The organism is Halalkalicoccus paucihalophilus (assembly GCF_001593955.1).
GTDB lineage: Archaea > Halobacteriota > Halobacteria > Halobacteriales > Halalkalicoccaceae > Halalkalicoccus > Halalkalicoccus paucihalophilus.
In genome coordinates, this window is record NZ_LTAZ01000011.1 from 15,902 (window position 1) to 37,293 (window position 21,392).

15 protein-coding genes are annotated in these 21,392 nt (G+C 51.3%); 8 read left to right on the forward strand and 7 right to left on the reverse strand.

Annotated elements, in window-relative coordinates; all coding sequences use genetic code 11:
* Window positions 1–318 precede the first annotated feature (318 nt).
* Window positions 319–1,707 (reverse strand): GntP family permease, encoded by a 1,389-nt coding sequence (locus HAPAU_RS14330; RefSeq protein WP_066384092.1) that lies wholly within the window; start codon window positions 1,705–1,707, stop codon window positions 319–321.
* Window positions 1,708–2,146: 439 nt separating this feature from the next.
* Here HAPAU_RS14330 and HAPAU_RS14335 point away from each other — a divergent pair, with 439 nt between their 5' ends.
* Window positions 2,147–4,195, forward strand: a complete 2,049-nt coding sequence (locus HAPAU_RS14335; protein ID WP_084383744.1) for a hypothetical protein — start codon at window positions 2,147–2,149, stop codon at window positions 4,193–4,195.
* A 74-nt stretch (window positions 4,196–4,269) separates the two neighbouring features.
* Here the strand turns inward: HAPAU_RS14335 and HAPAU_RS14340 are convergent, their stop codons facing one another.
* Window positions 4,270–5,235: a sugar phosphate nucleotidyltransferase gene (locus HAPAU_RS14340; RefSeq protein WP_066384095.1), complete on the reverse strand. Its 966-nt coding sequence runs from the start codon at window positions 5,233–5,235 to the stop codon at window positions 4,270–4,272.
* A 153-nt stretch (window positions 5,236–5,388) separates the two neighbouring features.
* On the opposite strand from HAPAU_RS14340, the gene HAPAU_RS14345 reads away from it, so the two are divergent.
* Both HAPAU_RS14345 and HAPAU_RS14350 read left to right on the forward strand, forming a co-directional pair.
* Window positions 5,389–6,444 carry a DUF1616 domain-containing protein gene (locus HAPAU_RS14345; protein ID WP_066384097.1) on the forward strand — a complete coding sequence of 352 codons (1,056 nt, stop codon included), beginning with the start codon at window positions 5,389–5,391 and terminating at the stop codon, window positions 6,442–6,444.
* Between the two features lie 388 nt (window positions 6,445–6,832).
* Complete coding sequence (locus tag HAPAU_RS14350; RefSeq protein ID WP_066384099.1) at window positions 6,833–8,050, forward strand: glycosyltransferase family 2 protein; 1,218 nt, start codon at window positions 6,833–6,835, stop codon at window positions 8,048–8,050.
* 278 nt (window positions 8,051–8,328) lie between these two features.
* Here the strand turns inward: HAPAU_RS14350 and HAPAU_RS19820 are convergent, their stop codons facing one another.
* Window positions 8,329–8,517 (reverse strand): hypothetical protein, encoded by a 189-nt coding sequence (locus HAPAU_RS19820; RefSeq protein ID WP_245634131.1) that lies wholly within the window; start codon window positions 8,515–8,517, stop codon window positions 8,329–8,331.
* Window positions 8,518–8,872: 355 nt separating this feature from the next.
* Here HAPAU_RS19820 and HAPAU_RS19825 point away from each other — a divergent pair, with 355 nt between their 5' ends.
* Window positions 8,873–10,342: an oligosaccharide flippase family protein gene (locus HAPAU_RS19825; protein ID WP_084383745.1), complete on the forward strand. Its 1,470-nt coding sequence runs from the start codon at window positions 8,873–8,875 to the stop codon at window positions 10,340–10,342.
* 14 nt (window positions 10,343–10,356) lie between these two features.
* Here the strand turns inward: HAPAU_RS19825 and HAPAU_RS21025 are convergent, their stop codons facing one another.
* Complete coding sequence (locus tag HAPAU_RS21025; RefSeq protein ID WP_157078484.1) at window positions 10,357–11,817, reverse strand: hypothetical protein; 1,461 nt, start codon at window positions 11,815–11,817, stop codon at window positions 10,357–10,359.
* A gap of 305 nt (window positions 11,818–12,122) precedes the next feature.
* Here HAPAU_RS21025 and HAPAU_RS19830 point away from each other — a divergent pair, with 305 nt between their 5' ends.
* Together HAPAU_RS19830 and HAPAU_RS14365 are read left to right on the forward strand one after the other, a co-directional pair.
* Complete coding sequence (locus HAPAU_RS19830; RefSeq protein WP_084383746.1) at window positions 12,123–13,544, forward strand: sulfatase; 1,422 nt, start codon at window positions 12,123–12,125, stop codon at window positions 13,542–13,544.
* Window positions 13,545–13,635: 91 nt separating this feature from the next.
* Window positions 13,636–14,631: a polysaccharide pyruvyl transferase family protein gene (locus HAPAU_RS14365; RefSeq protein ID WP_066384240.1), complete on the forward strand. Its 996-nt coding sequence runs from the start codon at window positions 13,636–13,638 to the stop codon at window positions 14,629–14,631.
* Window positions 14,632–14,645: 14 nt separating this feature from the next.
* On the opposite strand, the gene HAPAU_RS19835 is transcribed toward HAPAU_RS14365, so the two are convergent.
* The gene (locus tag HAPAU_RS19835) at window positions 14,646–15,734 is read right to left on the reverse strand and encodes a glycosyltransferase (protein WP_169802661.1); all 1,089 of its coding nucleotides are present in this window, start codon (window positions 15,732–15,734) and stop codon (window positions 14,646–14,648) included.
* Window positions 15,735–15,877: 143 nt separating this feature from the next.
* Here HAPAU_RS19835 and HAPAU_RS19840 point away from each other — a divergent pair, with 143 nt between their 5' ends.
* Window positions 15,878–17,269 (forward strand): sulfatase-like hydrolase/transferase, encoded by a 1,392-nt coding sequence (locus tag HAPAU_RS19840; RefSeq protein ID WP_169802662.1) that lies wholly within the window; start codon window positions 15,878–15,880, stop codon window positions 17,267–17,269.
* Between the two features lie 115 nt (window positions 17,270–17,384).
* Window positions 17,385–18,929, forward strand: a complete 1,545-nt coding sequence (locus HAPAU_RS14370) for an alkaline phosphatase family protein (protein ID WP_245634132.1) — start codon at window positions 17,385–17,387, stop codon at window positions 18,927–18,929.
* Between the two features lie 8 nt (window positions 18,930–18,937).
* On the opposite strand, the gene HAPAU_RS14375 is transcribed toward HAPAU_RS14370, so the two are convergent.
* Both HAPAU_RS14375 and HAPAU_RS14380 read right to left on the reverse strand, forming a co-directional pair.
* A complete protein-coding gene (locus HAPAU_RS14375) occupies window positions 18,938–20,056 on the reverse strand; it encodes a glycosyltransferase family 4 protein (RefSeq protein ID WP_084383750.1) in 1,119 nt (372 codons plus the stop codon).
* A 16-nt stretch (window positions 20,057–20,072) separates the two neighbouring features.
* The gene (locus HAPAU_RS14380) at window positions 20,073–21,335 is read right to left on the reverse strand and encodes a sulfatase (RefSeq protein ID WP_066384105.1); all 1,263 of its coding nucleotides are present in this window, start codon (window positions 21,333–21,335) and stop codon (window positions 20,073–20,075) included.
* Window positions 21,336–21,392 lie beyond the last annotated feature (57 nt).

A 21,392-nucleotide genomic window follows, 5' to 3' on the forward strand; every position in this document is an offset into this window, starting at 1 on the left:
TCTCCGAATACTCAGTAGCGTGTTCTTTAGGAGAATAATGGCGATTGACGCGAGTGTCTATGTCGGCCCCGTCAGCAAATCATTCAGTTGAGCTGCTCGCTTGGAAGATATATGGCTACCATAATCTACCCAACGGGTCGTGCGAGACAAGCGCTCTGTATTCAGTAGTGGCTCGAACACGTCGTTATTAGTTGAGGGATGTGAGCGCGTTCGATTCGCACGAATACCCACCGGCTCGTTCGCGTAGGAGTGGCGAACAACGAGGATTACAGCAAAGGAAAAATCGCAACAACCGCTTTCGGTCGGGTTTCGACCGGTTCAGGCCAGCGGCAGGACCGTCGCGAAGAAGAGCGAGGCGATCAGGCCGACGATGCCGATCAGAATCGTCGCCACGGTCCAGGTCTTGAGCGTTTCCCCCTGCGTGAGCCCGCCGATCTCCTTGACGATCCAGAAGCCGCTGTCGTTATACCAGGAGCAAAAGGTGGCACCGGCACCGATCACCATGACCATGTAGGCGGGATTGACTGTCAGCTGGCCCGTGAACGGCGCCATGATGCCGGCCGTGGTGACGATCGCGACCGTCGCCGATCCCTGGACGACGCGCACCCCGGCGGCGATCACCCACGCGGTCACGAGCAGCCCAAATCCGACGTTTTCCAGTCCGGCTGCGATGTACTCACCCGCGCCCGCCGCGGCGAGCATCGCGCCGAAGGCGCCACCGGCGGCGGTGATCGCGGCGATGTTCCCGCCGCTTTTGAGCGCCTCCGTGAGTTCGTCCGAGAACGTATCCGAGGAGAGGTCGCTCATGCGGTAGAACGTGAACGCCGCGACCAGCGCGGCGATCGTCAGCGAGAAGTTCGGATCGCCGAAGAAGCCCGTGAAGGCCGCCGGCGCGCTGTCCTCGCCGAGGAACGTCTCGACGGCCGTGTTCGCAGCGACGAGGAGGACTGCCAGCAGGATCGGGAGCAGCGACTCGAACATCCCCGGGAGGGCGCTGGTCGGCCTGTTGACCTTCTCCTCGAGCTCGTCAACCGAGGTCCCCATCGCATCGCGCAGCGGGATGTCCATCCGGCGGTTGATGAAGTACCCGTATCCGAGACCAGCGACGACCGCGGTCGGGAGTCCGACCAGAATGCCGGTGATGATCGTGGTCCCGAGGTTGGCGCCGAGCTCGCCCGCCGCCAGAAGCGGGCCGGGCGTCGGCGGCACGAACCCGTGGGTTGTCGCACCGGCGGCACCCACGGCGACGATGAACAGCGCGTAGTTCCCGCCCGTTCGGGAGCGAGCCGCCCGCGCGAGGGGCGCGAGCAGGTAGAAGACGTTATCGAAAAACACCGGGATGGCGATCACGAAACTGCTTCCGAACAGCGAGAGTTCGGTTCGGTCCTCGCCGACGACCGAGCTGAACCCCCGCACGATCCGATCTGCGGCCCCGCTTTCGATCATCGATTTGCCGATGACCGCCGCCATGAGGATCGGGATCCCGATCCCGGCCATCCCCTCGCCGAACGCCGTGGCGAACTCGGCGGGTACCTCGGCGAACAGGACCTCCGGTGTGACGATTCCGACGACGAGCCCCGCGACGACGAGCGCGATAAACGGGGGCAAGTCGAGCACGACCAACAGGAGAATGATCGCTACGATTCCGGCCAAGAGCGAAATGAGTGGCCCTTGTCCGCCTAACTGGAGCACGGTAACATCAAACATTCCACTTTGCCTCACGAATAAGGGCTATTTAATAGTTATCCTTCTCCAAGATTGATTAGGATAGGCAGTCGGCTATCATATTTCTGCTGGACAGAGTCGGGGTCGACTCCGATCACTGGCTCATCGACTGTGAGGACTAGGTAGGGATCTTCTGTGAGTGGTGATTTGGACAACGGCCGCACAGGTGACGGTCGCACGTGGGTCCGGGTGTTCCGTGAGAGTCTATGTAGCATCGACCAGTGCATGGCGATGTGGTGAGAAGAGATCGAGAACAGCTGTCCGTTCGTCACACGACCGGTTCACTACCACTGCTGCGATACCGACTCATTGTGGTTCCTCATTGACTTCTTTCCGAACAGTATTTTAATGAGCGGCTGTGTAGTGTTATGATAACGTGTCCTCGGCCAGTCGCTTTCACCTCCGATTCCGTGTTCTCCTCGTGGCTGTGCTACTCTGCTTGTCGCTTGTCGGCGGTTTCGGTGTCGTCGGTGCGCAATCAGCTCCCGATAGCACTTTTCAGCAATCACCACCGGAGTCGGCCTCGGACTCGGACTCGACGAACAACACGAACGAAACCCCTCGCCATCAGAACCCCAATGACGTTGAGGAAGACGGTAATCTGGATGGCATTCGTCAGCAGCTGTCCGCAGAACTCGCTGCGTCATTGGGCGAGGGATCGGTCGCGCTCAGTGAAGGTGAGTATGAGCTGGCTCGCGAGACGGTCGGCGATGATTACAACGGCCAACTCAGCAGATATGCCGAGCTTGCCGAAGAGAGCGAGAGTGGGGCCGACGATGAAACGGTCCGCCAGTTCGAGACCGCAGCAGAGAACCAACGCGAGTTCGCTAACGCGGCTGAGGAGTACGAGGCGACCTACGATGAGTATCAGGAAGCAGTCGAAAGCGGCGACGAGGAACGGGCCCGTGAACTCGCTCGCGAACTCCAGCGGCTCTCAGAGGAAACTGAAGAGAGCGGGACTGCCCTCGAGGAAAACTACGCGAACATCAGCGACTCGTCCAGTCAGGATCTGAGCGAGGAACGCCAAAACGTCGCGAACGAACGCGAGGAGATCGAAGCCCAACAACAGGAGGTCCAGGAACTGGAGTTCGTCGGGACCACTCTCGAGATCGAGCCCCCATCCGGCCCGATCTCCTTTACCGATCCCCTCGTAGCCAGTGGGAGTCTCACCGATGAGGATGGTGATCCGATCGCCTCCGAGGAGGTCTCGTTCGTCATCAACGAGCGGACGGTCACGACGACGACCGACGAGGATGGGGAGTTCACGCTCGTCTACCGGCCGACCGTGCTTTCGACCGATACGGAGTCGCTTGAAATCACGTACGAGCCCGATGCCGGGTCCCAGTACGCGGATGCCAGCACGACGGTGCCCGTGACGGTTGACCAATCCCAGCCCGAAGTGACCATCGAGTCGGTCAGCGATCCGATCGCCTTTGGTGACGAGCTGACGGTCACTGGTACGGTCATGGGTAGTGATGGTGAGGGTGCTGGCGGGGTGCCGGTTGTCGTCTCGTTGGGTGAACAGCGACTCGGCGAAGTCCAAACGGACAGCGAGGGCTCATTCGAGCTCAGTACCACAACCCCAGCAACGGTCCCGGCCGGTGAGGGAACGGTTAGTGCCCAGCTCCCGCTCGAAGACCAGGCTCTGACGAGTGCGGAGACAACCGCGCCGACGACCGTTGCGGAGACTGAGACACGGGTCTCCACGACGGCGGCGAAAACTGACGACGATCGGGTTGCCGTCTCCGGGCGGCTCGCAACGGCCGACGGCCGAGCGCTCCCGGCCGAGTCGGTCCGCGTCCTCGTTGATGGATCAACGGTAGCGACGCTAGAGACCGATCAAGCTGGTGTGTACGAGGGGACAGTCGCCCCACCCGCTCTTGCGGGTCAGTCCGCTGAAATCACGGTCGTCTACGACGGAGCCGGGACAAACCTCGCCGATGCGCAGGGAAGCGATACCGTCTCCGGGCTGCCAGTCACGCAGTCGATTCTTGATGCCGTCTGGTTGCCGGGAATGATTCTGGTTGCACTCGGGTTAGTCGTCCTCGGCTGGGTCTATCGGCGCCGCCGCCAACAAACTGCGGGCGGTGACCCGCTGTCGTACGCCTTGGGTGGGTATGTGGCTGGAGATGATGGAGCAGACGCGGAGACGCATCATGTGCCGGCTCACGTATTGATTGGGCTGGCGCACAAATGCCACCAAAACGGTGACACCGATCGGGCGATCGCGTTGGCGTACACGGCCGTCCGCAACCACCTCGGGACGGATGCCGTTCCCGGCTGGACGCACTGGGAGTTTTACAACGAGGCCGCTGCGGATCTCGACGATGCCCAGCGTAACACGCTCCTCTCGATCACGGAGCAGTTCGAACGGGCCGTGTTTGCCTCCCAGCCGATTTCAGAGACGAGCACGGCAGCGGTTATCACCGCCGCGAATCAGCTGATCAGCGGGTCGAAGCCGCGGTTATAGTACTGGGTACTGGATTGAAAACCTATCCTCGTTCTCGCTGCTGAACGCTCGTTGAAATCGAGTGTCCGTGTTGTCTACTCGGTGTATAGCCGAGAGTGTTCGCCGACGAGTGCTCCTTCGAGTTGGGCCGAGTGAACCGTGGCTTCTCGATCGATCAGCGAGTTGTCGATTTGACTGTCTTCGACCGTCGCGTTGTCGAAGACGACCGAGTGTTCGATCGTCGTGTTGCGAAGCTTGGCGTCGGCAAGCACATGAGCGTTGGTCCCGAGATCCGTTCCTTCGAGGACGGCACCATCGGCGACGTAGTTCTCGCCGTCCATATGCCATTCGAGGGCCTCGAGATAGCTCTCGGGCGTACCGATGTCGAACCACGCTTCATCGAACGTGTAGGCGTACACCGGCTGTTCCTGATGAAGCCACTGAATGAACCAGCCTGGCTCGTCCGGGTTGTTCCCGCTGTCGAGATATTCGTCCAACCGTGGGAGTGTCTCAGCCGGAAGCCCATAGCAGGCGATCGAAACGAGTGTGCTCGTGGGGTCATCGGGCTTTTCCTGGAAGTCCGTTACCTGCTCGTCCTCCAGATCAACCAATCCGTAGGATTTGGCCTGCTCACGACTTTCGACGTCGTAGGCCGCAAGCGTGGCCTCGTCTTTCGTTTCGAAGAAATCGAGGAAGTCGCTTAGATCGAAGCTGATGACGTTATCGCCCGCGATAACGAGTGTGTCCTCGTCGATATTTTCTCGTTCGACGAGTTCGGCCAACGCACCGACGACGCCGAGTTTCTCTGCCTCTCGTGTCGTCCCCTCGATCGAGAGCGTCGGTTTCTCGAACTCGCTGGCTGTGAGATATGAGGCGAACTCGCTTTCGAACGATTCGTTCGTGCTCACGAACACTTCTGAGATCCGTTCGTCGTCCTCAAGGGCTTTGAAGATTCGATCGATGACAGTGTCGTCTCCCATCGGGAGGAACATCTTCGGGCGGTGTTTCGTGATCGGCCAGAGCCGTGTTGCATATCCGCCGGCGAGTACGATTGCCTTCATTTGTCTACTCTCTCTTTTAGCCGCCTCCTATATATTATTTTACCTGCAAATACTCTATATAGATGGGATGTTAACCATTGTCATAACTAGTGTGCGGATAGTTTCACGATAAGACCGATCAGCTTTTATCATCTGCTATGGAACCTGATAACAATGGGGCGAGAACGGACGCTCTGGTTGTTGCTTCCGCGGCCACTTCGACAGTTTCCCGCTGATCTCACGGCTGTAGTCGGTATTACCCTCCTGACGATTCTGGTTGCGACCGTTCCCGTTATTCGGGAGACGCCGCTTCGGATCGGTTTTGGACTGGTGTTTGTGTTGTTCGTACCCGGGTATGCGCTCGTCGCTGCGTTGTTTCCTGAGAAAGGGGAGCGTGCTGTAGAAGAGTCAGATGTTGATCGCTCTGGTGAGTCCGGTATCGATGGGATCGAGCGCACGGCGCTGTCGTTCGGGTTGAGTATCGCGGTCGTCCCGCTCATCGGGCTCGTGTTGAATTTCACGCCATGGGGGATCCGACTCGTGCCGATTCTCCTGTCGGTCGGTGGGTTTACGGTGATTGCTGCAAGCGTTGCTGCAGTCCGGCGGTGGGAGTTACCGGCTGAGGAGCGCTTTGCTGTGCCGTATCGACAGTGGGCTGGGGCGACGCGCACGGAGTTGTTTGAACCCGATACGCAGGTTGATGCGGTCCTGAACGTGCTGTTGGTGTGTGCGTTGTTGCTCGCGATGAGTAGTGTTGCCTATGCGGTGGCCGTCCCCCAACAGGGCGAATCCTTTTCCGAGTTCTATCTTTTGACTGAGAACGATGAGGGTGAGCTTGTCGCTGATGGCTATCCGACGGAGTTCGTCGCGGGTGAGCCACAATCGTTGATCGTTGGGATCGGGAATCAAGAGCATGAACCCACCGAGTACTCGGTAGTTGTCCAACTCCAGGAGGTCGAACGGACTGGTGGGGCGAATGACACTGGAGGAGAGGTGACGGTGAATAATCGCGAGCAGCTTGATACGTTCCAAACACAACTCGATCACAACGAGACGTGGCGCCAGGAACACGAGGTCACACCGCAGACGACGGGTGAAGACCTGCGATTAGTGTATCTACTCTATAACGGGGATGTGCCGGCAAATCCGACTGAGGACAATGCGTATCGCTCGACGCATCTCTGGATCTCCGTCGCCGAGTCGGAGTCGGCTGCAGCCGATGAATCGTGACTTTGTCGCTAATCAGGGATGGGTCGAAGAAAGAGTCTGAGTCGAAGAGTGGTCATGTGATACGATAACTAATAGCAGAATATACACTGCTCTATCTCTTTGTCGTCCAAATGGATAGTTTAAAATATCTGTCGAACAGAAACCACATTAGTAATCATCTGTAACTGACTTGTGAATACTATGAGTATATAGTGCTCTAATTGTATCAGTTAGTGAAATACCTTTATACAGAAACACTTTTATGGAATGTTGTTCATAGACTTGGACAGGATAGACGTTACACGATCAACTATCGGAAATAAATAACAGTGGCGAAAGCATGCCTCTGTGGGGCACTTGAACGACAGGAACCCCGATTCAGTTACGTAATCCACAAGATAGATCATAAATGTCAATAGAAAACCAACAACCACAACAAGCCGGCTCTAGACAGCTACCCCAAGACCACTCGGAGGCGAACGATCTGCTTTTGGATGCAGACAGTGATCTTACTCCCCGGTTGAGCATCGTCATGCCGACGCTCAACGAGGAAGAGGGGATTACTGACTGCGTTGAACGGATCAAACGCTCGATTGCACATCTAGGCGTTCCTGCTGAGATCATCGTTAGCGACAGTTCGACTGATCGCACTCCCGAGATCGCAGAAGAATTGGGTGCAATTGTCGTTACGCCCGATGAGCCAGGGTATGGGTATGCATATCGGTATGCGTTCGAACGTGCCCGTGGTGAGTATATCGTGATCGGCGATGCCGATACGACCTATGACTTCGAAGACATTCCACGACTTCTTGATCATCTCCAAAAGGAGAATGCAGATATGGTCATGGGTAGTCGACTCAGTGGGGAGATCAAATCCGGTGCGATGCCTGCGCTTCATCAGTACATCGGGAACCCACTGCTGACGAAGTTCCTGAACACGTTCTATGGCGCTGGTGTCAGTGACGCTCACAGTGGCTTTCGGATCATCCGCCGTGAGTCGCTTGAAGCGCTTGATCTGAAGACGAATGGGATGGAGTTTGCCAGCGAGATGATCATGGAGGCCGGGGCGAGTGATATGAAGATCGTTGAAGTGCCTATTACGTATCACGAGCGTGAGGGTGAGGCGAACCTCGAGAGCTTCCGTGATGGCTGGCGCCACGTCCGGTTCATGCTTGAGAACGCGCCGGGCTATCTCTTTTCGGTACCGGGAATCGTTTTGAGTGCGCTTGGTGTACTGGTGATGGGGCTTGCGACGGTCGGCGTGGCGATTAGTGGTGTGACCCCTGGCGTGCATTCGATGATCGCCGGCAGTCTGCTGACCATCGTCGGCTATCAGGCGATCAGTCTCGGCGTATTCGCCGCGGTAACGAGTGACCCGATCCAGAAACCCGAGGATCCGATCACGACGTGGGCGCTTGAGAACATCGGGCTGGAGTACGGAGCTGCAGCCGGCGTCGTGCTCTTCGGATTCGGGGTCGCGGGTGCGTTGGTGCTGGTCGGGCAGTGGGCTGCCTCCGGATTCTCGACCCTCCCGTTCACGACATTGTCGCTGGCCTCGTTTACGGCGATCGTGATCGGGCTGCAGACGGTCTTTTCGTCGTTCTTCCTGAGTTCGGTCGAGCGATAGTCTTCGTTCTGGTCGGTTTTCTAGTTCAGGTCGTTCTCAATCGAGGAGTCGGTTCCATTCGGTCGGCGGATTCTTTCGCCGTTAACTGTGTTTTCATCTCCCGTTCGAATCGTGGACAAATATCAGGTTTGTCCCTCGTGGGATGGCCCGTCCGAACCGTCACGTCCGACGAACGAGGCGAGTTCGAGCGATGATCGTCACGGTGTCCGGACCCATACGGACCTCAGTGGGGAAACCCACGACTCACTGTGGTTAACTCACTCGTACGCCTCAACGTCTCACTCGTCGATAGGCTCGAAGTCGCCGTCGTGAGTGACGATCGTTCCGTCGGCTTCGCGGACGACGCCCGCGATCAGCATGTCCACGGCGTTGATCGGCGCGCCTTGATCGAGCAACTCGGCTTCGGTCAGTGCCGCCTCCCGAACCGCCGCCGTGGTCCCGAGGAGTGCCTCAACCCAGTCGAGCACCGAGGCCGCCCGCGCAACGCCGTCCTAGTGGTCGACTGCACGCCGTATCGCAGCACCTCCCATAGGACGGGCGTCGGTGTGTACCACTTCCCATGGTATCCCTCGATCACCGCGGCCGCTCGCTCGTGGCCTGCGTTCTCGGAGCGCAAATAATCGCTCAGGTGGCTACCTGAAACAAGAAGAGAGCCCTGCCGTTCACGGCTTGACGAGAGCTTTGCTCTCACCTGCATTTTGCAGGGCCTTCAGTCCTGCGGATTCGTCTGGATCTATTGGATTCCGAACATAGCTAAAACCGTACGGCTTATTAGTGAATAGATAAGATTAATCTATACCTCTCTTAAATCTATAAAATACTATGAATTCTGACGATATTACCGATATCGGGCAAGCAGGAATCCTCGTTTTACTTGGTACTCTTTTGAGTATGTTCTCCGGATTTCTATTCCGGCTTATTGGTGCACGATTTCTTACTGCAGATCAGTTCGGATTAGTCGTTCTTGGAATTACTATTGTAAATATAGCTTCTATTCCTTGTATTCTTGGGTTGAATCAAGGTATAGTCAAATTCCTATCGGACAAGGACAATACTCATAACAGGAATTCATATATCACCGTTTCACTGCTTACGACACTTATAGCGGGATTATTTGTTGCATTTCTTGGCATAGCTGTTAACGATATTATCCAGAAATTCTTGTTTGAAGGAATGAATTCTAATTCATTCCTGTATATAATATTACTAACTATTCCTGTGTTTGCTCTTTTCCAGTTACTCAGCGGTATTCTTCGGGGAGCTATGGATTCTAGGGGCTTCGTGAATATATCGAAAGTATGTAAACCTGCAACACAACTGGGCTTTACTGGACTTGCCATTTACCTGTTCGGTACGAGCGTCTCGGTTGCAGGGGCGTTTTTCGCATCTATCTTCATATCTGTCTCGTTCGGATTGTATCTCGTCTGGAACCACGGTTGGCGGCCGGAGATCGACAGATCCCTGCAGTATAGTACCCTTTTTCAATTTAGCCTTCCTTTATTAATCTCCTCATCAGTGTTTATACTTCTATCTCATGTAGATAAATTACTCATCGGATATTATATTAATTCTTCTGGAGTCGCCATTTATGAAGTAACTGTGACAATCGCTAGCCTTCTAGGCTTGTTTCGTTCTTCATTTGGCTTTCTGTTGTATCCTAAATTGTCCGAGAAGCTATCAATGGGAAAAGAATCCGCAATCCGAAACATGTATACTCAAACCACCAAATGGATTATTCTGCTGTCTACGCCGGCATTCGCAATTCTCGTAACTCGACCCCATATCTTAGTTGAATTATTTGGCAGTCAGTATGATGTGAATGATGTTAGGCTACCACTTGTTCTTCTTAGCAGCGGTTTGTTTTTAAATGCAATTGTCGGCCCAAATGGCGAAGCGTTACTTGGGTTTGGTCATTCGAAAAAAGTACTATTTTATAATTTGGTATCGGTGTTCATAAATATTATCTTAAATATTATTTTAATCCCTCGCTTTGGACTAAATGGTGCAGCAGCAGCATCGTTAATTGGTTATACAGTCATGAATTTCGGTAAATCAATCGATCTTTATATCAATCACGCAATTCCTGTTTTATCTATAAAACCCGTCATAACGTCTCTTCTAACGTTCGTACTGTGTATTTTCTTAGTGTATCTTCTACCGGCTACTTCATTGATGATTGAGTTTGCTCTTCTGAGTAGCGTCGGTTTCCTGTCGCTCGTCGCTGGTGTAGGCGTTTTATGGATTGTCGGTGGTCTTTCTGAAGCAGATCGAGAATTAATCCCGAAAATATAATAATTATATTATATTCAACAATATATGGATGTATTTGAATTCTCGAATACCTTCGTTCGATTAGATCTATTCAACTGCACGAATGGATCATAGGATAGTTCATATAAGCTATCATAGCGGATGAAAGATTGATCTTTTCGCAATAATACACATCCATCGGCATTTTCCAACGATCCCGTTACAAGATATTCGCTCACTGGCGACCACCCTTTTGAGAACCCTCCTCCTTCACCGGTTTTGTAGGTAGCACGTTCATTATCATAATCTATTATTTCTTGCGCGACAAAATAATGTGCGTATATCTCTTGATCTATGTGGGTGTTTGCCCACTCTTTAGCGTCGATTTCACTATTGGTGAGATACTCCCGTATTTCAGTGGGATGATCCGGCACCGCTCCAGCACTTCCGAGCTGCGTGATGAGTAGTAATCCAACAAAGATGGGGGCGATCGACCGATTCGTCCGCTTCGACAGGGCAACGATTCCGACCACAGCTAGTACGATAACGAACGGTTCTGCGATTCCGATCGCTCGTTGGATGGACAGACTAAATGGCGTTGTTGCAGCTCCAATAATAAGAAGGACTGATAAACCGGAAATACCTAAGATACCAGTTGTTTGATAATCTGTTCGTTTAGAAATCAACCAGAGACCTGTGATTCCTGCCAGCAACACCAACACTATCCACGATCCATGTTCGAAAATAACGTTTAGACCACCGATTTTCGCTGCTGCAGGTGTCTCCGTAGTTATTTCAGGGGGTCCCCTTCCTACTATATATAGAATCTTGACTATTACTCCCTTGATCCAAGCCGTCACCCAAACCATTTGTATAGAAAATATCAATCCAGCAATTACAGCGTAGCGACCAAACTGTGCCGGTAGTTGTACTTGACCATTTCGAGCAGTATTGATAATTTTCAAAACTGCGATTGATGATATAGCTCCGAGTGCAAGTAGCGCGCCGAGTTTATGCAAACCGGACATGATAGTAATAAAAATAACTAATAATATAGTGTATCTCGAATCATTTTTATCATTAATTAGGATAATGCTGATAAGATACCACAGAATCACCATTGTTCCCTGAGGAATTGTTAGAGTAGCATACGTTATACTGGCAGCTCCCGCTGAGGCAAGGACACAACCGAGTTTCGCGGCTTGATCTCCGCTAAGCATTTTTGCTAGATATCCCACAGTCGCTACCGGAATAACCGAGAAGAAAACAGTTGTACTCATTTGAAGCGCAACCTCTGGTTTCGACCCCAGAACAATCATCATAATTAAATTAAATATATGGTATATTTGCGTAGAGCCATAGAATCCTAAATCGGAAATAGCAACGATCCCTTCGTCAGAAATAACGCTGATAGCAACAGCGTACTTGTCCGGATCCATTCCGACCATGGAGGGAGTCGTAATCCAGATCATCGTTCGATAGATCATCCCTGCAATAATCGCTTCAAGTGCAACCATCCCAAAACTCAATTTATTATTATCGTATAGAATTAATAGTGAGGTTATTAAGAATCCGATTGGGAGTATTGGCCATAGCTCCGCTCGATAGATAGCCCATATTGATGCAATCAAAAGCGGTAGGAGATGGGTGATTTGGCGCCGAAAAACTGAGGTCATAAATGAAAATCACAACCACTCCTAATAAATTTGAAGGTCCATTTCGGGAATAATATTTAATACATATATATCAATATATAAAAAATATTATACTAACGAATTCGAAATATTGATGTCGATATATTACTTTCTATAATCTATAACAAATGAAGAACTCTAATATCATTCTTATTGTGCTTGATACCGCGCGGGCGAAGACCGTATGGTCAATGATGGATAGAGACGAACTGCCAGGACTTGAGAAATTCGCTACTATCGGGACAACTTACCGACAGGCGTTCACTACCTCTCCATGGACTCTCCCTTCCCACGCATCGTTGTTCACGGGTCAACGGAGCTCCGACCACGGCACTCATGCGGGCACTAAACGGTTTGATCCATCAGTCCCTTCCCTTCCAGAACTCCTTTCCGAGAAAGGCTATAGAACCGTAGGGATTAGTGGAAATAGTTGGATTAGTGGTGAGTTCGGTTTCGATAGAGGATTCGATAACTTATCCATGAAATGGGATTATTTTTGGCAAGGAAGAGATCTCTCAACTATATCAAATACTAGTGGAATAGAACGATTACAGAAAATTCTAAATATTGTCTTCGATCATCAAGCACCTCATTCTATTGGAAATGCGTTGTATGCGAAAATCCTTAGTAACAAATACGATGATGGCGCCAAATTGACAACAGATAGAACCATTAAATGGATTCGCTCAAATAATGAAGAGCCCTTCTTTTATTTCATTAACTATCTCGAGCCGCATTTGCCATACAAACCTCCAAAAGAGTTTAAAAATAACTATGATTTCGAGAAAGAACCGGAACAGGTTAATCAGAATCCTTGGGAATATATAGCCGGTAAGGAAACAATGACTGAGTTGGATTTTGAAATACTAACTCAATTATATCAAGCAGAACTTTCATACTTGGATTCTCAGATCGATCGACTTTATGACTGTCTGAATCATTCTAATCTTTTAGATTCTACTGCCGTCTTCATAGTTGGTGATCATGGGGAGCATATCGGGGATCACGAGTTAATGGATCATCAATATTCTCTTCATGATTCATTGCTTCATGTCCCTCTCATTGCTCATTACCCTGGTCAGAATACCTCTAAAGAAAATAATAATTTAGTTGAAATACGAGATATTTACTCTACTTCTTTGTCTTTAGCTAATATAAATATCCCTTCGTATGATGGGATATCTGATTTTGACCTTCTAGATAATTCTTCTCGTGATGCAGTATTTGGAGAATATAGGTATCCACAGCCAGATATGAATTCACTTGAACAATCTGTCTCTGATCTCAGGGATAATTATCGGGAACTTGACCAGACTCTTCGATCGATCCGCACGGACAATTGGAAATTAATCGAAACGGAACAGGGTGAGACATTATTGTACAAGTCTACTGACGAATTTACTGAATTGTCTAGCAACTATCCAGAGATTGTCTCTAAATTGCGTGACGAGATGGAGCAAGAAGGGATCCTTCTCAATCGAGATGAGAAAAAGGATATAGAAATAAGTAATAAAAATAAAGAGAGATTAGAAGATCTCGGATACATATAACAATAATATTAACACTAAATACAGATTACATAGAGCGGAGTTATGGGTTATTTTAGAAAGCTATATCCGTAATGGTGTCGGAATAATGTTCATGAGAATCCTTCTGTTACGGACTTGGACGACAAATATTGGAAACGGGTTTATTGATAAGGGTGCAAAAGCGATCCTCTCACGCGCATTTCCAGAAGCTAATATCATCGAAGTGAGTGGGTATCCAAATTTCACTGCCGAACGAAAAGATATCGGTGTTCTACCTGAACCGCTCAGCGAGTATGAAAATCGGATAAGAAACCTAACTCGATCTAAAGCGCCCCACTTGGATCGATTCGTAAACGTGAGCGATTTTTTGGACGCGGATTTGGCCGTCTTACCCGGATGTATCTTGTATAGATATACCTTAGAAAAGTATCTCCCGACGTTGAAGGGTTTAAAAGATAGGGGTATTCCAATTCTCCTCCTTGGAGCCGGTGGCGGTGACTATCAGAAAAACACACAGAAGTATGTAAAGAGCGTCTTGAGGCAGATTGAACCCATCGGACTCATAACTCGTGACGAAGTGGCCTACAAGTGTTACGAGTCAGACGTTGAATTCGCACATAACGGGATCGATTGTGCGTTTTTCATAAATGATTGGTATCAGCCGCCTAAAGCTGATCGGCAATTCACAAATCTAGCGTTCGACAAGATTGACGAGCCCGCAGCATTCTCTAACTCGGAGAACGTCATCCGGCTGGATCACTTCCCGTTCGAACAGCCTCATGGCGATATATACCAGAAAATAAAGAAATACTGGAAGCAGTCGTCTTTTTTTGACAAGGAGAACTTTTTCGTCTCTGACCTGGTAGAAGATTATCTTTTCTTCTATTCGAATGCTAGGGTAACTCATTCGGACCGAATACACGCTTGTTTGCCCACTCTTGCATACGGGAATCGAGCCAAATTCTGGTTTGAAACGCCGCGCGGAGCTCTTTTCGACCGGGTACTTGATGACGACATTGAGAAGAATAGAGTGAAATTAGATCAAGCAAAGATGAGTCATCTGAAATCTGAACAGGTTGATGCTCTTAGAAAGGTCGTTTCAGAGTAGATCTCCTGCTTTTTCTAATTCTCTATCACCTCTTTGTATATCTCTACGTACTTATCTGCTGCAGCGGAGCCAGAAAAGTGACTTTCGACTCGCTTTCTAGCTTGTTCTCCGTCTGATCTGGCTTTTTCTTCAGACTTAACATACTGTATGATCCTGTTGGCCAGTGCAGGTGGGTCTCTCGTTGGAACGAATGGATGTCTTGGACCGAGGGCCTCCTGAAACGCAGGAATATCCGTTGCGACGATTGGTTTTCTGAAACACATTCCCTCTAACATACCGATACTGAACCCCTCTGATTCGGAGGAGTGTACAATAATATCCGAATGGTGATAAACACTTTTCGGATTATCTACGAACCCTACAAAAAACACATTTTCGGAAATACCTAATTGACGGGTCCGTTTTTCGAGTCGGCGTTGTCGATCTCCTCGCCGACCCGTCAACACTAATTGAGCGTCCGGAACCTCCTTTATCACGTATTTAAACGCCTCGATCAAGTCTATTCGACGTTTCTTCGGGTCATATCGGGCGACATTTGCGACCAGTGGGGATTCCTCATCGATATCAGATGTCCAATTGACATCATCCCATCTGACGTCCCCTTCTCGTTGAACAACGTTTACATCGATACAATTATGTATAATTTTTTTTCCGGAAATATAATACCAGGGTAAAGATTCCTTGACAGACTTTGAAACGCAAACGGCGACGTCCTCAAATGGTGCTGTACATACATCTGGAATTTTAGCTTTTGTTGGACGCATTTGATAGTTCGTGTGAACCGTATGAACTACCGGTATGGACCGAAATTTTGAGAGAGGACGTCCAATCACTCCCGCACTTATCATGTGTGTATGGATAAGGTCATAGTGTTCTTCACGAAGGTGTTGGTTGAGCGCTTGCACTGCAGGGATAGAAAGTGGATTATCCGAAAGTCGTTTAACCGAGATATCTTCTCGCTCAAATTGTTTTACAAGCTCATCTCGACCACCTAAATAAGCGACTGTGACATTGATTTCATCCGGAAAGTTTCGTACGAGTTGATAACAGACGCGAGGGGCACCTCCGGATCCGAGCTGCCCACTAAGTATCAATATTTCCATTACCGATTTTACCATTTCAATCAAGAAAAATATACCGAATGTCTATCGGGTCTAATGGCGATAGTACAAGCTATTTTTGACTGTCAAAACTATTAACCGCAGCCATTCTGTAGAACAATAAGATAACACTATACATGAATATTATGTTGATTACAGTTGACTGTTTTCGGTACGATCGCTGTGGTTTTAATCAGCATAGTCGTCCTACAACACCTCACTTAGATCGTCTCTCACGGGATTCAATTGTCTTTGATAGAGCCTATTCGACTGGGTCATATACGACAGAAGCGTTTCCCGGAATTCTTGCGGGAGAACACTCATTTAACGGAGCATATTATGGAGACAGTATCGGGTGGAAAGGCCTTTCAGAGGATTCTGAAACACTCGCTACTCACCTTCAGCAACATGGATTTAATACCGTTGCGACGCTTACTAATCCACACTTAGTTACTGAACGTAATTTCAATTTGGGATTCAACTCTTATAGAAATCTTCGTGCAAATTCTTCGAATTCCTCGAAGACATCAGACAATGGATTCCAACTCGCGGATGTTATGTACGAGTTCCGGTCCCGGATGCGAAATCACTCAACAGTTCTCAACCCTTATACACTTCCTTATGTTGGATATCGATATCTACAACATCTGACCGACTGGCCTACGATCCCCGCTGAGCGGGTCACAGAGCGGTTTCTGGAGGATGTTAATCAACAAACCCTCCCGTTTTTCGCTTGGACTCATCTCATGGATCTTCACGCTCCACTAAGTCCTACATCAATTAGAAAGGGAGGTATTTGTGCAAGTAACCGAACACTCAGACATCTTCTCTGGGATACGGCTCGTACTGGCCGTATCCACGAGCCACGCTATAATACGATGTATGATAGTGCTCTACGATATATTGACCAATGTATTGGCTCAATCGTAGATCATCTCAAATTACAAGGCCAGTGGGACGATACCGTTCTCATCGTTACTGGTGATCATGGAGAAGTACTATTCGATCGAGACAGGATTTACGGACATCCACGTCATCATCTTTACGATGATCTCCTGCACGTTCCGTTGTTAGTACGCACACCCGAGTCAGAGGGAAAACGGATCTCAGTACCGTTTTCGCTTGCTTGGCTTCACGAACTCATCGCGGAGATACTTGACATTCCAATGGGGGACTTCCCGACCGAAAGCGGCAAGGACTCGATATTTAATTCGATGGACGAATCGGCAAATCCAATTGTCTCGGACTCAGTAGACGAACAAGGTCATACGGTAGCAATTCGTAACAATCGGACGAAACTCTTCAGCCATGCTCCAGTAGACGAAAATCAGATTCCGGATTCATGTCCGGAACACGATACTGCATTCGATTATATCCAAGACCCCTCTGAAAGGGTTCCATTAGAAGGGGACGAGTATCCGTCTCTGCGAGACCAAGCTCAAAACCTACATATTGATCCGCGCGAGTTATCGAACATAGGCGGAGAGTTTAGCAATGAAGTCAAACAACGATTACAGGATCTAGGCTACCGGACTTGAACCAAACACTGTCGAAGATACTATCACTACGTTCCTTGTGTAAAGATATATGACTGGGACTCAAGTCATTCTTCTCGGACTTGACGGACTGGACTGGTCTGAAATCGATGAATGGATGTATAACGGAAGGTTATCGAACCTGAAGCATCTCGTTAGCATTGGGACGACGAGCGATCTTACTAGTACCCATCCACCATGGACCCCTTGTGCCTGGCCCTCGTTTCTGAGTGGCCGGAACCCAGGTCAACACGGCGTCTTCGACTTCTTCACCCGAGACGGCTACGACAAACGACTCATCAGCCGTACGGACGTCGACGCGCCGTATCTGTTCGAGGTGGCCGACGCGGAGGGATTCACGCCGATGGTCGTCAACTATCCGGCCACACATCCGGCCTCGACTCTCGAGAACGGTGCGGTCGTTCCGGGCTATCTCGCGCGCGAGGACGTCACGTTCTATCCCAAGGGTCTCAGAGCCGACTACGAGGACGAGTACGGCGAGTACGTTATCTACCCCGAGTACGGGACCGAGGACGACCCCGTTCAGGAGTACGTCGATATCGCCCGTCAGCGCCGGGACATGGCCCGATTTCTCGACACGCGCTACGACTGGGATCTCATGGCGGTTCAGTTTCAGGTCACCGACTCGGTCTTCCACGATCTCGACGACCGGGACAAGATCCGCCAAGTCCTCGAGAAAGTCGACGAGTTCGTCGGCGACATCATCGACCTCGGGGAGGACCCAACTGTGCTCGTCGCCTCGGACCACGGGATGGGCGATTACGACTGGACATTCTACGTCAACTCCTGGCTGGCCGAGCAGGGCTACTGTGAGACAACGACAGGTGACGCACAGTACTTCCGCCAGCAGAAGGACGCCCTGAAGGGGACGGACGGAGACAACCGGGAGGACAATGGCTCCACCCCGCTCAAGACGACGATCGGGACGGCGGCGAACACGCTGTCGAAGGTCGGACTTTCGCCACAGCGGATCCACCGCGGCCTCTCGACGGTCGGACTCGCGGACACAGTCGAGCGGCTGCTTCCCGAGGACGCGCTCGTTGCAGCCCAAAACCAGGTCATCGACCACCCTAGCTCGAAGGCATTTCAATTGTACTTCAATAGTTTGGGTGTTCATCTGAATGTCGAGGGGCGGGATCCCGAAGGACAGGTTCCACAAGCCCAGTACAATGAGACGCGCGCAGAACTCATCGAGAAACTCAAGGAGGTCCGTGACCCGGACGGAAACGAGGTGTTCGACGCGGTCCTCCCTCGAGAGGATGTCTACGAGGGCAAGCACCTCGATGACGCCCCCGATGTCATCCTCGTCCCGCGGGATTATCGGTACGACGTCAGCGGTTCGATCCTCGATACGTTTCGACGCTATCCCCACAAGAACCACAAGCCCGACGGGATCCTCCTCTCGAATCGTTCGCTCAACGGCGTTGAGAAGCCGAGGATATACGATATCGCTCCGACCGTCGCGGCGGTGCTGGGGCTCCCCGTCGATACGAATACCGACGGTCGCGTGCTCCTTGAGGATACGGAGCCTGTTGAACGGACCGACTGGAACGAACTCATAGATGACTACGTCGGTTCGGGATCAGAAACCAATATGTCCGGTGTCGAAGATCGGCTCGCGGATCTCGGCTATATGGAGTGAGATCGTCTTTAGCGTAAGGCGATTCGCTCGTAGATCCGGTTCGTCCGATCCGCGACGCCCTCCCAGGAGTACTCGTCCTGCACGAGGTCGTATGCGTTCGACGCCCAACTCTGGCGCTCGTCTGAGTTCGATAGCGCATGTCGAATCGCGTCCGCAAGTTCGTTCGGCGACTTCGGCGGAACGAGATAGCCGGTCTCTTCGTGGTCGACGAACTCGGCAATTCCCTCGACGTCGCTCGTAATAACAGGGACTTCACTCGCCCATGCTTCGAGTAGCGTCAACGGGTGTCCTTCCCAGACCGAAGGTAAGACGAACAGTTGAGCACGCCGATAGTACCGTGGAATAGCGTCATCTGATACGCGCCCTTCGAAATGTACGCGCTCGTTGATTCCATATTGGCTGACTTGTGCTTTCAATTCGTCACTCTTCGGGCCCGTTCCGACGATTACGAGGTCCGTCTCAGGAATCTCGTCTGCGATCTTATCGAACGCTTCAATCAAGTCACTGACTCGCTTTTTCGGCGCGAGACGACCGAGAAAGAGGATCTCGTCGCGTCGATTGACCTCAACATCGAATCGCTCGAGGTTGACACCGTTTGGTACACACGAAAGGTTTGTATGATGCTCTCCCAGTAGATCGAGGTGTTCTGTATTGACTGAAATGACGTGATCGTAGTCGAAATTGAGAACGAACAGCCGTTCAAGGCGCCGTTTGACGTGCGCGAACATCGATTCGTCGCGGCCGACACCGGACGTAAGCGCCGTTCCGTGAACGGTGAAGACCGTCGCTGCATCAGTGAGCGCTCCGGCGGTTCGTGTTGGTACTGCCGGAAGGAACGTATGGCCGTGAACAACATCGAAATCTTCCGTTAGAAGGTGTGGAACCGGTGTCGCGAGCGACGATACCCGACCGACCGGGTTCCAGTACTCGGTCGCCGGTTTCAATCGATGGACCCGTACGGCCCCATCAGCGAACGTTTCTACGCTAGTGTGGTTTTCACCGTCTTTCTCTAAAGCACGCGTATAGATATCGATCGTATGACCGAATTGTTCTGCGAGTGCTACGGACAGCTCCTTGACGTGGACGGGTCCACCACCAGTTCGTGGCCACCAGTCGTCCTGTATCATTGCGATTCTCATCGAATCACTCCTTGTACCCCAGGGCTTCTAATCGCCGATCGATTTCCTCGTCGACTTCTTGGTCGTCACTACTCGTCTCACCGTTTTCTTTTCGGACCCGTGTTTCGACGTGTGCCTCAAGTTTGTCCCGAAGCGATCGCTCCGTCCACTCGGTAAACTCGATCGCCTCGGTTTCGCGATCCCGTTCACAGAAACAGGCCCCGTTTTGAGTGCGCAGTGCATAGCGCCGGAGGTGGTCGTCCTTCTTCTCGCCACGAGCCTGCATGAAAACGGTTCGATTCTCATTAGACATCTCCAGTAGTGGTGACCCTTCGTGGTCGGTATCAGTGCTAATTTCCTGCTTGATCGTTGCCGCGATATCCAGCGTGCTCGCGGGTGTCAACACTTTATCCTTCTCTCCACTCGGCGGGCGCACTAACAGGGGAACATGCGTGATCTCGTCGTGTAGATACCGTGGATGCTCGTAATACCCGTGCTCGCCGAATGCATCGCCGTGATCTGACGTAAATATGAGTAACGACTGCTCAAGTAACCCGCGCTCGCGAAGCGCCTCAAGGAATTCTCCGATCTTTGCGTCGTTATACCGAATCTCGCCGTCGTAGAGGGCGATCAACAGCTCCCGTTCGTCGTCGGTGATTGACTCTGGATCCTTGATGGCTCGTCGGTAAAGAGACTGTGCGTCCCGCCCCGTCAGTCCCTCATCATGGTATAACGTCTCGTGCTTACCGGGTGGTTCGTACGGTCCATGCGTGTCCATGTAATGATTCCAGAGGAAGAACGGTTCTTCGGAATCCAGCGAATCAAGCCACTTCAACGACCGTTTGTTGATCTCTTCGGCGCGTGCGTAGTGACGGTTTCGGAGCTTGTCGAAGGCTCGCTGGGCAAGCGCGATGAATTTGTTCTGTCCCAAATGGAGGTCGTCGTCGAACGTATCGAATCCTCGGTCGAACCCGTATGCACGCGAGACAAAGGGGTTCGAGTGAAACCCTCCAGTTGCAAACTCCTCTTTTGAGAGTGTCGAGGCGATTGTCTCTGTCGCAAGCCGGTAGGATGAATCGATAGCGACATCTGGATACTCGCCAGTCAACAGCGCTGGCACGGCCTCCCGCGTGTGGGAACTCGCGCTGTAGGCGTTGGTAAACCGGATCGATTCTTCCGCCAGGCCGTTGAGGACCGGCGATGTCTCCCTCTCGTAACCATAACACGAGAGGTGATCCGCTCGCAGGGCGTCCGCTGAAAGGAGGATCACGTTCTCCCAGTTGGTCATTATCCGTAGCCAGTCAGCGAGGCGTAATATAGCTTTGTTCTTCAGGTAGCACGATTG

Bases quoted from the DNA above. Each gene is read 5' to 3' on its own strand.
- HAPAU_RS21025 (WP_157078484.1), bottom strand. From the start codon at position 11,817: ATGGTTGCACTTGAAGCGATTATTGCAGGGATGATCTATCGAACGATG.
- HAPAU_RS14380 (WP_066384105.1), bottom strand. From the start codon at position 21,335: ATGACCAACTGGGAGAACGTGATCCTCCTTTCAGCGGACGCCCTGCGA.
- HAPAU_RS14330 (WP_066384092.1), bottom strand. From the start codon at position 1,707: ATGTTTGATGTTACCGTGCTCCAGTTAGGCGGACAAGGGCCACTCATT.
- HAPAU_RS19835 (WP_169802661.1), bottom strand. From the start codon at position 15,734: ATGGAAATATTGATACTTAGTGGGCAGCTCGGATCCGGAGGTGCCCCT.
- HAPAU_RS14370 (WP_245634132.1), top strand. From the start codon at position 17,385: ATGTATAACGGAAGGTTATCGAACCTGAAGCATCTCGTTAGCATTGGG.
- HAPAU_RS14375 (WP_084383750.1), bottom strand. From the start codon at position 20,056: ATGATACAGGACGACTGGTGGCCACGAACTGGTGGTGGACCCGTCCAC.
- HAPAU_RS14350 (WP_066384099.1), top strand. From the start codon at position 6,833: ATGTCAATAGAAAACCAACAACCACAACAAGCCGGCTCTAGACAGCTA.
- HAPAU_RS14345 (WP_066384097.1), top strand. From the start codon at position 5,389: ATGGGGCGAGAACGGACGCTCTGGTTGTTGCTTCCGCGGCCACTTCGA.
- HAPAU_RS19830 (WP_084383746.1), top strand. From the start codon at position 12,123: ATGAAGAACTCTAATATCATTCTTATTGTGCTTGATACCGCGCGGGCG.
- HAPAU_RS14340 (WP_066384095.1), bottom strand. From the start codon at position 5,235: ATGAAGGCAATCGTACTCGCCGGCGGATATGCAACACGGCTCTGGCCG.
- HAPAU_RS14365 (WP_066384240.1), top strand. From the start codon at position 13,636: ATGAGAATCCTTCTGTTACGGACTTGGACGACAAATATTGGAAACGGG.
- HAPAU_RS19840 (WP_169802662.1), top strand. From the start codon at position 15,878: ATGTTGATTACAGTTGACTGTTTTCGGTACGATCGCTGTGGTTTTAAT.
- HAPAU_RS19825 (WP_084383745.1), top strand. From the start codon at position 8,873: ATGAATTCTGACGATATTACCGATATCGGGCAAGCAGGAATCCTCGTT.